11 protein-coding genes are annotated in these 10999 nt (G+C 30.8%); 8 read left to right on the top strand and 3 right to left on the bottom strand.

The window, feature by feature from the left end; all coding sequences use genetic code 11:
- Window positions 1-638: rolling circle replication-associated protein (locus BMX83_RS09570; RefSeq protein WP_091636466.1), on the bottom strand; the 638-nt coding region annotated here is incomplete at its 3' end.
- Window positions 639-690: 52 nt separating this feature from the next.
- Between BMX83_RS09570 and BMX83_RS09565 the strand changes: the two genes are divergently transcribed.
- Entirely contained in the window at window positions 691-1080 is a 390-nt protein-coding gene (locus tag BMX83_RS09565) for a hypothetical protein (protein WP_091636464.1), read from the top strand.
- A 76-nt stretch (window positions 1081-1156) separates the two neighbouring features.
- Here the strand turns inward: BMX83_RS09565 and BMX83_RS09560 are convergent, their stop codons facing one another.
- Complete coding sequence (locus BMX83_RS09560) at window positions 1157-1954, bottom strand: MvaI/BcnI family restriction endonuclease (protein ID WP_218141947.1); 798 nt, start codon at window positions 1952-1954, stop codon at window positions 1157-1159.
- A gap of 23 nt (window positions 1955-1977) precedes the next feature.
- Window positions 1978-2205, bottom strand: coding sequence for a helix-turn-helix domain-containing protein (locus BMX83_RS09555; protein WP_091636461.1), 228 nt, complete (start codon window positions 2203-2205; stop codon window positions 1978-1980).
- Between the two features lie 308 nt (window positions 2206-2513).
- Here BMX83_RS09555 and BMX83_RS09550 point away from each other — a divergent pair, with 308 nt between their 5' ends.
- The 7 genes from BMX83_RS09550 to BMX83_RS09520 all read left to right on the top strand — a co-directional run bounded on the left by BMX83_RS09550 (window position 2514) and on the right by BMX83_RS09520 (window position 10814).
- Window positions 2514-3452 carry a DNA-methyltransferase gene (locus tag BMX83_RS09550; RefSeq protein ID WP_091636458.1) on the top strand — a complete coding sequence of 313 codons (939 nt, stop codon included), beginning with the start codon at window positions 2514-2516 and terminating at the stop codon, window positions 3450-3452.
- A gap of 273 nt (window positions 3453-3725) precedes the next feature.
- A complete protein-coding gene (locus BMX83_RS09545) occupies window positions 3726-4292 on the top strand; it encodes a recombinase family protein (protein WP_091636457.1) in 567 nt (188 codons plus the stop codon).
- A gap of 113 nt (window positions 4293-4405) precedes the next feature.
- Window positions 4406-6322 (top strand): BglG family transcription antiterminator, encoded by a 1917-nt coding sequence (locus BMX83_RS09540; RefSeq protein ID WP_177170568.1) that lies wholly within the window; start codon window positions 4406-4408, stop codon window positions 6320-6322.
- A gap of 2 nt (window positions 6323-6324) precedes the next feature.
- Window positions 6325-6783: a PTS sugar transporter subunit IIA gene (locus BMX83_RS09535; protein ID WP_218141946.1), complete on the top strand. Its 459-nt coding sequence runs from the start codon at window positions 6325-6327 to the stop codon at window positions 6781-6783.
- A gap of 10 nt (window positions 6784-6793) precedes the next feature.
- A complete protein-coding gene (locus tag BMX83_RS09530) occupies window positions 6794-7099 on the top strand; it encodes a PTS fructose transporter subunit IIB (RefSeq protein ID WP_091636451.1) in 306 nt (101 codons plus the stop codon).
- Window positions 7100-7114: 15 nt separating this feature from the next.
- Window positions 7115-8149 (top strand): PTS fructose transporter subunit IIC, encoded by a 1035-nt coding sequence (locus BMX83_RS09525; protein ID WP_091636450.1) that lies wholly within the window; start codon window positions 7115-7117, stop codon window positions 8147-8149.
- A 7-nt stretch (window positions 8150-8156) separates the two neighbouring features.
- Window positions 8157-10814: a glycoside hydrolase family 38 N-terminal domain-containing protein gene (locus tag BMX83_RS09520; RefSeq protein ID WP_342707567.1), complete on the top strand. Its 2658-nt coding sequence runs from the start codon at window positions 8157-8159 to the stop codon at window positions 10812-10814.
- Window positions 10815-10999 lie beyond the last annotated feature (185 nt).

Here is a 10999-nt window from a genome sequence, read left to right as displayed (position 1 = left end):
TAAGATTTTTCTGTTAATAAAATCAGCTCAAAGAGTTGGTTAAGAAAGGTAAAAGCATTGTATAGTATTTTACACAAGATTATGGACTTGACTCTATTATTGCATCTTTTTTTATTATATTCAGAATACTTAATTAAACCTAAATAATCGCTATAATACTCGTTATGAAATACTTTATTATAATATGCATAACCATTTTCCAATATTTTTAAAGCTTCATCTTGTATGTAGACTTTAGGCCTGTGAAGTCCCCGACTACATAAATACATTTTATTATGACTTAATCTACGCTCATAGAGATCTTTGGTCATATACTTGACGAGATAAGCCCCGACATTGTCAACGGACTTATCTCCCTTTTTTTGGCCTTTTAAGGGCTTTATATTGACGAACCCATGTCTCCAGGTATTAGCTCCCAACTCTCTTTCGAGAGCACGGAGCGACTCTTTTTCGAGGGTTTCTGGATACTTCCAGTCGATCAGCAGATGATAATGTATGGCACCACGCTTTTGAAACTCGCGCACAGCTAAAAAATGGCTTTTTCGGTTATATTTATAATTGAATCGCTTCATAAAATTTTTAAACTCGTTATCAGCATAGGCAACATCTTGGATATTTTCAGCAAATGTTAAAGTCATAAAAGATTTTAAAGATAATAAAGATACACAGGATCAATTAACTCAAATTGATTTGAGTTCTCTTTTAAAAGAAAAGAACGAAGATAATGATCCGATTTTAATCGATCAATATATCCAACAGCAGGAGTTAAAACAAAAGTATGGAGAGAATCTTCTCAACGTCTTGAAAAATTATTCTAAAGGTGACTTTGATTTATTTAATCAGTTTATTCAAACACTCGATTATGCAATAAAATCGGCTGATAATGAAACTGGTAATAATATCAAATTAGCTCTATACGAAGTTTTGGACTATTCTGAAGAATTAAAAAAAGATTTAACCCGTACTATTTATAATGTTCTTTTAAAAATACGTTCAGATAAATACAATAAAATTAGAGATCCTAAATCATATTTATTTATGAGCATAAAAAAACAATTATATTTTGGTCAAGTCAAATGAGTTAATCTTTTATAAATAGTTACAAAAAAAACAAAAAGACTAACCGAAATAAATACTCGATTTAGTCTTTTTGTTATTAAATTAACTTAACTTCTTTTTCATATAGCGATAATAATTTATTTTTTCTAATTCTAAACTTAGTACCGTGATTATGGCCAGTTCTGGCATCAAAATCAACATATATGTATCCTTCTTCCAGACCATTAATGAATTCATCTTCACTAAAGCCCATAAAAAATTCAAATAAATCATATTTACAATACTCTATACCATTTTCTACCTTGGTAGTTGCATGTGCATAGCAGCAATTTGATAGTTTATTTCTAGTTATTGAAAATAGCGTATCAAAGCTCCATGACGGTTGCGGTGTTAACTCATCGAGTCCTACTCCATGTTTCACAAAATCATACCAATCTTGATGTCGTTCTTTATCTATATAGTTGCTATCGAATGATATAAGTACTTTTTCATTTGTTCTATCTATATCTACTTTAAAACCTCTATCGCTTCTACTAACGCTATTTATAGTTTGTCTAAAGCTCATCTCTGTTTCTGAATACTTCCTGCCTGCTTCTGAATGTCTCCAACCATATTTAGGGAGTAGTATTTGGGGAACAAAACGCGCTGATCTAGGATATGGTTCAGTATGAAACAAAGTTGTTAAAGCGTTTGAGTTGGTTTTATTACTTTTGAGCTCCCATCTGGATATATCTGGTAGGGGTAAATTATTTTCTGGAATTCCCAATATGTCCTCTAGCATATTCCCTACAGAACCATGATTGCCCACTCTCGTATTTTCTATCCACCCCATTGAAAGAATACTATTTAAATCATTAAAAAATCTTGCTTCTTCTGGGCCAATTGACATTGTCATATGAAAAAAACTCCTTTCAATTCTTATAAGTCCACCATTGATTCAATTTCTATAAATATTTCACTAGGTTTTACATCTAAAGCTTTACACAATTTGAATATTGTTGTTATAGTAGGTTGTCTTTTGCTACGTTCTAACAAGCCAATAAATGTTCTATCTACCTTACATGAATGGGCCAGGGCTTCTTGTGTATAATTTTTTTCTAATCTCTTTTTTCTCAGAACACTACCAAAGGCCTGTTCAAGTTTCATTGTTTACCCTCCTTGTATAATAAGTCTATACTCCTTCAATAGTGACTCCTAGTCCACGGACTATTGTCATCTTTTTTTAATGGAAAGCATGAGAATTCATTTACATGTCATCTTTAGATGTTATAATTATATTCAGGAAAGATTGGTTTAATGCGAATAGATATTTTAATAAATAAGTGATCAGATCTAACAGTAAGGATCACGTAATAGGATAAAATAATATTTGTTTTTAATATATGTTAATTAGCTAATGATGTTATCTCTTATAAGAAAGTGAATGTAGTGATATAAAAAAGGAGATTGAAAAAATGGATATTGAAAGAGATATAGTGGAGAACATAAACTGTTTAGAAATACCCAATAAATTACCCCAAAATAGTATCGATCTAATTGTAACGTCTCCACCATATTGGGCGAAAAGAATTTACAATGGGAGCGGAGAGCTTGGAAGTGAGGAAACTCCTGATTTATTTGTAAAAACTTTAGCAGATTTTTTTGATGCTTTTGAACCGCTTTTGAAAAAAGATGGTAATATGTTTATTAATATGGGAGATACTTTTTTCGGGTCTGGTGCTGGTGCTTGGAAAAAATATGTAGATAAAGAAGGTAATATTACTCAACACCAAAGAAATAGGAAAGAAAAGTTTTTTACTACAAAGCCATTACAACCCAAAATCAAACAAGATGGAAAACTTTATCAAAATAAACAGCTACTTTTAATTCCTTCTAGATTTGCTATTGAGATGCAACAAAGAGGATGGATACTTCGCGATGATATTATTTGGAGAAAGCCTAATAGAATACCTGCAAGCGTTAAAGATCGATTTAACAATACTTATGAACATATTTTTCATTTCGTTAAATCAAAAAAATATTATTTTGATTTAGATGCTGTTAAAGTGATGGGTGCTAATGGAAAACCCAAAAACCCGGGAGATGTTTGGGATATAAATACTCAACCACTTAGTGGCAGCCATACTGCGACATTCCCTGAAGAACTTGTTGAAAAATGTATTAAATCTGGATCGCCTGAAAACGGAGTTGTCTTTGATCCTTTCATGGGAACCGGAACTACCTGGATTGTCGCACACAGACTAAATCGTAAATTTATAGGAACCGAAATGAATAAAGATTTTTTTGAATTCGCGAAAGAACGTTTTAATAAATCTATACCAGTAGATAACCATAGTGAGAACCTGGATATAGAAACTAAGAAACAAATGAACCTTAAATTATTTGATGATTAAATTTATAAAATAATAAAATAAAACAGAAGTTAAGCAAAATGAAAAAATTGCTTTACCTCTGTTTTTTTAATTTTATGTGTTTAATTTATTTAGAACCGGACATAAATAATATTTAATCAGCTCAAAAACCATTGTTTTTGAGACTCAATAAAGAACCCCTTATTTATATTAATAAGGGGTTCTTTATTGTTTCAAAACCCGTCTCATTATCAAAATATCATAAAGGCACGTTTATGATATACTGACGTTAAATTTAAATTATGAGGTGATAGTATGAATAATTACATTTATGGGTATGCGAGAGTAAGCACAAAAAAACAAGATTTAAATAGACAAACTGATTTACTTGAAAAGAAGAAATGTAATGAAATAATAACAGAAAAAATAACTGGTACTAAATCTGATAGACCGCAATTGGAAAGATTAAAAGATAAAGTTAGACCTGGAGATACTGTTGTGATTGAAAGTTTTTCAAGACTGGGTCGAAGTACTAAAGACTTAATTGATTTAGTCAACTTTTTTGAAGGAAAAAATGTGCAATTAATAAGTCTAAAAGAAGACTTTGATACAACAACTCCACACGGAAAATTAATGTTGACTGTTTTTCAAGCGTTCAGTCAGTTTGAACGTGACTTAATAGTCGAAAGAACAAAAGAAGGTTTAAAAAGTGCCCGCGAAAGGGGAAGAAAAGGCGGTCGTCCTAGAGTTAGTGATTATAAAATAAAAAAAGCATTGAAACTATATGATAGTAAAGAATTTAGTATTAACGAAGTAGTTCACTTAACAGGAGTTAGTCGAGCAACTATATACCGTTATTTAAACAAACGGAAAAATGAATAAATCCCTTATAGAGTATATATGTACCCATATTTTTTGAAATCAAGTAAAAAAAGAAAACGTTTTAGCAATGAAAAACATCTTCTATAATGAATATATGCTTAGGAGGAAATCATATGAATAATAGTCATCTAAGCTTAATAAATCTCATCTATAAAAATGAGTATATAAAGCATAATGAAGTAATGAAAATTTTAGGTTGGTCAAGATATAAAATCAACAAAAAAATTGATGAAGCTAACGACTTTTTTGTTGAGAAGAATATAAATATAGAAATTTCTTATAAAGCCAGGATTGGATTATCAATTAAAGGAAATTCAGAAGAAGCAGAAAATATCTTAGAAAGACTAGAATATGAGATTAACGAAACAAAAGATCAAAGAATAGTACAAGTACTATCAATATTATTAGACGCAAAAGGATATATAAAAATACAACAGTTAGCGAACGCTCTATATGTCAGTAGAACTACAATAGAAAATGTGTTAGAGAATGTCCGAAAATTACTTGAAGAATATAATATTGAACTTATTGGATCTAAGAATGGTATTCGTCTTAATGTAAATGAAAGGCACAAGAGACAGTTGATAGCTGATGTAATTAATTCCTATAAAAGTAAATTAGTAGCATTAGAAAATCATAAAGAAAAATTCCAAATATCTCTAAACTTTTCAAATGATGTAAAAAAATTTATTAATTTTAACATTGTAAATGATGTGGTTGATATAGTTAGTGAATTTATAGCCGAAACTAACTTATATCTTACAGAATATGAATTTAATTCTATAACAATACACATTAGTATCATGTTGGATAGAATAAAAAAAGATTTTATTGTTTCTCCTGATGCATTAGAGACTGAACTGGAACCTAACACACAAATGTTGATATATAAAATAGAAACTATATTTGATATTAAACTGCCACAAAACGAAAAAGAGAATATCGATTTTTATATAAAACTAATTCAACAAAATAACTACAATAAAAGCGAATATGAGAATAAAAGAGAATACGATAAAAGTACCCAACTGAATGAATATAGAGAAGTAACAAAAATGATATTATCAGATATTTATCCAGATAATGAATTAATTGATGATCTATCAATACATTTAAAAAGTGCGATCAATAGGTTGAAAAACAATATGAGTATTCGTAATCCATATTTACATTTAATCAAAACACAATTTATCCAATCATTTGAAACTAGCAAACAAATTGTCGCAACCTTGGAAAGCAAAATGAATATAAGCTTTGATGAAGATGAAATAGCGTATATAGCGATACATATTCAATCATTTTTCGAAAGAAGAAAAAACTCTAATAACAATGATGTTATTTTAGTTTGTAGTAGTGGCTATGGAACATCAAAGTTATTAGAACAAAGATTAAAAAATGTCTTTAAGGAAAAAATTAATATAGTTGATGTGATTGGTATAAATAAACTGAATAATATGAATATAAAAGATCAATTGATAATAACCACTGTACCGATAAGATCAAATCAAAAAAATGTAGTCTATGTCAGCCCGTTATTGACAAACGAAGATATCGAGAGTATTGGAAACCTTATCATTAGTCAAAATAGCCACAAAAAACATTTTTTAAGATTACTCTCTAATAACTTATTTGATATTGATGAGTATGAACTAACTCAAGAAGAAGTAATAAAAAAACTAGTAAAAAAAACAAATGATAACAACTATACAAGTACAGGTGTGTATCAAAGTATTATGAATAGAGAAAAATTATCGTCAACTTCAATGGGACTCTTTGCAATGCCTCATGCAGAAATAAAATATATAAAAAAACCTGCGATATATGTGTACATTAATAAAGAAGGCGTACTTTGGGGAAATGAGAAAGTAAATATAGTCTTCTTGTTCTTAATTAATCAAGATATAAAAAATAATATTAATGATGTTTATAAAGTGTTTAACGAAATCATCGATTCAAAAGAATTGCTTTCAAAATTATCAGCAGCAAATGATTACGATGAATTTATTAGAATTATAACGAAAGAGGTATGACTATGCAGAATGAAAAAGTATCAATAGAAAAAGATAATATTTTATTTGATTTAGATGTAAAAGATTATAGAGAGGTAATCAGTACATTAAGTGATTTGCTGTATGAGAACCATGTTATTAATAGTAAAGAGGAATTTAATAATGCTGTTATAGAGCGTGAAAATGACATATCCACTAGCATAGGAAACGAGCTAGCTATACCTCATGGAAAAAGTGAAAGTGTATTACATTCATCAATTGCATTAGCAGTATTAAAAAATAAAATCAAGTGGGGCGGTGAGGGCAATGATGAGGTTAAATATGTATTTATGTTAGCCATCGAAGATAGAGATAAAGGGAATAAACACCTACAGGTGTTAGCAAATCTATCAAGTCATCTAATGGACGATGACTTTGTTAAAGAGTTTAAAAAAGCAGAGAGCAAAGATCAATTGTTTAAAATAGTTAATAAAATCAATTAGGAGGAAAAAGATGAAAATAGTTGCAGTAAGCGCATGTATTGCGGGGTTAGCTCACACTTATATGGCTAAAACCAAGTTAGAAAAAGAAGCGAGTAAAAGAGGGTATGATATTAAAGTAGAGACTCAAGGGGCTATGGGAATAGAAAATAAAATAAGTGAAGAAGAAGCTAAAAATGCTGATGTAGCTATATTTGCAGTAGATACTAACGTTTCTGAAAGAGATAGATTTTCAGGAAAGCCTGTATTAGAGGTAGGTACCAAAGAAGCAATAAAAAATATAGAAGATGTACTTAATCGTGCTGAAAAACTAATCTAAAAAGGAGTTTTTAAAATGAGTAGTAGAAATACTGGTAAAGAAATAGTAAAGCACTTTCAAAGTGGAGTATCTTATATTATTCCACTGGTAACCGCAGCAGGTCTTTTGACTTCTATCGCTGTAGTTTTTGGAGGATCCGATGTTTGGGACCAGACTGAAACTTTTTGGGGAGTTTTAAGACTAATAGGTCATTCAGGATTACAATTTATTGTTCCTATGATATCAGCTTATATTGCATACTCCATTGCAGACCGTCCAGGGTTAGCCCCGGCCTTTATTACAGGTATTATTGCTAATACTATGGGAACTGGATTTTTAGGAGGTATGATTACAGGTCTAGCAGTAGGATATCTTGTTCAAGCACTAAAAAAAGTAAGTTTCCCAGCAACGCTTCAATCTTTAAAAGCAATTATCATTATTCCATTTGTGGCTACAGCAGTTGTCGGATTAGCCATGTGGTATATTATAGGTCCTCCGATTGCAGGATTAACTGAGTTATTAACTGCTTGGTTAGAAGGAATGTCAGGAACTAATGCTGTATTATTATCTGCTTTACTTGGTGGTATGATGGCTGTCGATATGGGCGGACCAATTAATAAAATAGCATACGCCTTCGGCGTAGCGTCCTTTACCTCAGGAAGCTATGTAGCAAGTACAGCTATGCTGATGGGAATCGGATTACCTAATTTTGGTATGTGGCTAGCAACAGTTTTAAATAAAAAATTATATTCAAAAGAAGAAATTGAAAATGGTAAAACAGCTTTAATAATGGGAATAGTCGGTATCACAGAAGGAACCATACCTTTTGCTGTAGCCGATCCAGCAAGAGTTATTCCGAGTATTGTAGTCGGGACTGCTGTAGGAGCTGGTGTAAATGGATTATTTGGAGCTACTCACTCAACTATGCTAGCTACGTTTATGGCAATACCATTTACTGACAATATTATAGGGTATTTAATTGCAATTCTTGCAGGAGGATTTACTATAGCCCTAATGGTTAATGCTTTAAAATCAATGAAACGCAAACAAACAGCAAAGTCAGAAGTTTAAAGGAGAGATTATCATTAATAAGAAAAAAGTTCATGTAATCCCACATACACATTGGGATAGAGAATGGTATTTTAACACTTCTAGATCCACGATCTATCTGTTAAAACATATTAAAGAAGTGTTAGATGTTCTTGAAAATGATGATAATTACACATCATATATTTTAGATGCTCAAATTTCTCTAGTTGAAGATTACTTGAAATATTATCCAGAGGATTTATCAAGAATACAGTCTTTAGTAAAGAATAAAAGACTGTATGTGGGACCATGGTACACTCAAACAGATCAACTAGTAATCTCTCAAGAATCAATAGTCAGGAATTTATTATACGGGACAAATAAGGCGAAGGAAATTGGTCATTCATTTAACGTAGGGTATGTTCCTGATGCTTTTGGACAAGGAGGAAATATGCCACAAATCTATAATAGTTTTGGTATAGATACTGCTGTCTTTTGGAGAGGTGTGGCGGACAGCACCTTTAATGATACACAGTTTATTTGGGAGGGAACCGATGGTTCATCTGTAGTCGCAAATATAATGCGAAATGGATATCATTTTGGTGGTGAACATGGGATACCTGAACACGATAGGGACAAAACGAGATATATAGAAGACTTTATCGAGAAACTAGATAAGGAGTCAAATACTAATCATATTTATTTTGCTTATGGACATGACCAGGCTCCAATAAGAGAAAACCTTCCTAAGCTAATTAATGATTTTAATAATATTGACTCTAACAGAAATTATTTAATGAGCGATCCAGAAATCTTTTTTGATGAAATGATTGATGAAAATCATGGTGAACTAAGTGTATATAGCGGAGAATTGACGCAGGCTAAACATAGCCGAATACACAAAACGATTTTTTCTACTCGTGCAGATATGAAGCAATTAAACAATAAAGTTGAAAACTTTTTAGTCAATGTATTAGAACCAGTATTAGTTATTGGAGATAGTTTAGGGCTAGAATATCCTCATTCTCAATTAGATGAAATCTGGAAACTAATGTTTGAAAATGCTGCTCATGATAGTATTGGGGGATGTAATAGCGATTCTACAAATAAAGATATACTACATCGCTATAAAGTGGCCCAAGATTTGGCTTTAAATCTACTTGAAATTACAATGCGTACAATATCAAACAAAATAAAGTTCAATACAGATTTAAATATAATTGCGTTTAATACCTGGCCAAATGAATATGAAGGTGTAGTAGAAATTGAAGCTTACGTACCTAACCTTGATTTTTCTTTACACTCATCTAAAACTAATGAAGAATATCCATATGTGCTTACACATTCTGAAGAATTGACAGAATATGTACTCAAACAAACAATTCAAGTTAATCCTAGCAAAGATATCTATATTCCTGATAAAGTTTTCAAAGTTAAACTAAAAACAATGATGAAAAATATACCAGGGTTGGGGTATACATCATTCTATATTGATCCCAATAAAAAGGCTTCTAATTATAATAGATATGAGACCTCACCCGATCAATCAATTGAAAATTCCAAATATATGATTAGCTTAAACTCTAATAATAGCCTAAAAATCACTGATAAACATACCGGAAAAATATATGATCAACAAATGATATTTGTTGAGTCTGGTGATGACGGAGATTCCTATAATTATTCACCTCCGATAAAGGATTTACAGCTAACATCTTTAGACTCAAACAGAATTGATTCAAAAACATACAAAAGTAATATAAGTGAAAAACTTACATTTTCACTTAACATGATGGTTCCTTACGACTTATCAGAAAGAGCTCAAGGGATAACCTCAAGAGAATTAACAATTAATGTGAACGTTAATTTAGATAAAGAATCAGAAACAATTGACTTTAATGTTACAGTTAATAATAATGTATTGAGCCACAAATTATCAGTTCAATTTGACACTGATATTGCAAGTTCATTTTCGTATGCAGATCATTTATTTGGACCAATTAAAAGACCAGTTAAACTTAAAGAAGAAATGGTATGGGAAGAAGAAAAGTGGCAAGAAAAACCAATTGCTATAGAACCTATGCAAAGTTATGTAGCTTTGTCTTCAAAAGACAGATCTTTCTCCGTTATCACTGATGGAGTACGAGAATATGAAGTAGTTGGAAAAAATCATGAGATTATTCAACTTACATTATTTAGAACCTTTGGATACATGGGGAAAAATGACTTGGCTTATAGACCTGGGCGTTCATCGGGAGAAAGTATTGTCAAAACTCCTGACGCACAGTTACTTGGTCATATTTCTTGTGACTTTGGGGTGTATGTCAACTCTAGAAAATCAATTAATGATATAAATCTATCTAGAGTTGCAAAACGATATTTAACCGATATTCCCACATATCAAAATTCTGAATTTTTAAATGGGCGAATGATCTTTAGTCAGAAAAGAGAAAAGAAATATTTACCATTGGAAAAGAGTACTTTTAGTTTTAATGATGATCACATAGGAGTTAGCGCTATAAAAGCCTCTCGTGAAAACAATTCATATATTATAAGAATTTTCAATCCATATATGGATAAAAGTGTAACTGTACCAGAGGAACTGCAGAAATATAAATATGTTGAATTAGATGAAGTTACGGAGGCCAGCAAGCAAGATAAATTAACGACTAATAAATTTGTCACTCTTAATATTAATAAAAATTAAGTCCAAATTATTTAAAAATAAAGACACAAGACTTTGATTAAAATAAAGTCTTGTGTCTTTATTTTATGTAAATATTAGGGCTAACTATTATTGATAAAGTCCATATAATTGTGTAAAAGATAAAAGGCCATATAAAGCTCCTTTTACGGTACAATGTTTTTATCGACAAAAACATACCTAGGAGG

Origin of the sequence: Alkalibacterium gilvum (assembly GCF_900109085.1) — a bacterium.
Taxonomy (GTDB): Bacteria; Bacillota; Bacilli; order Lactobacillales; family Carnobacteriaceae_A; genus Alkalibacterium; species Alkalibacterium gilvum.
This window is presented reverse-complemented; position numbering and strand designations above follow the sequence as displayed.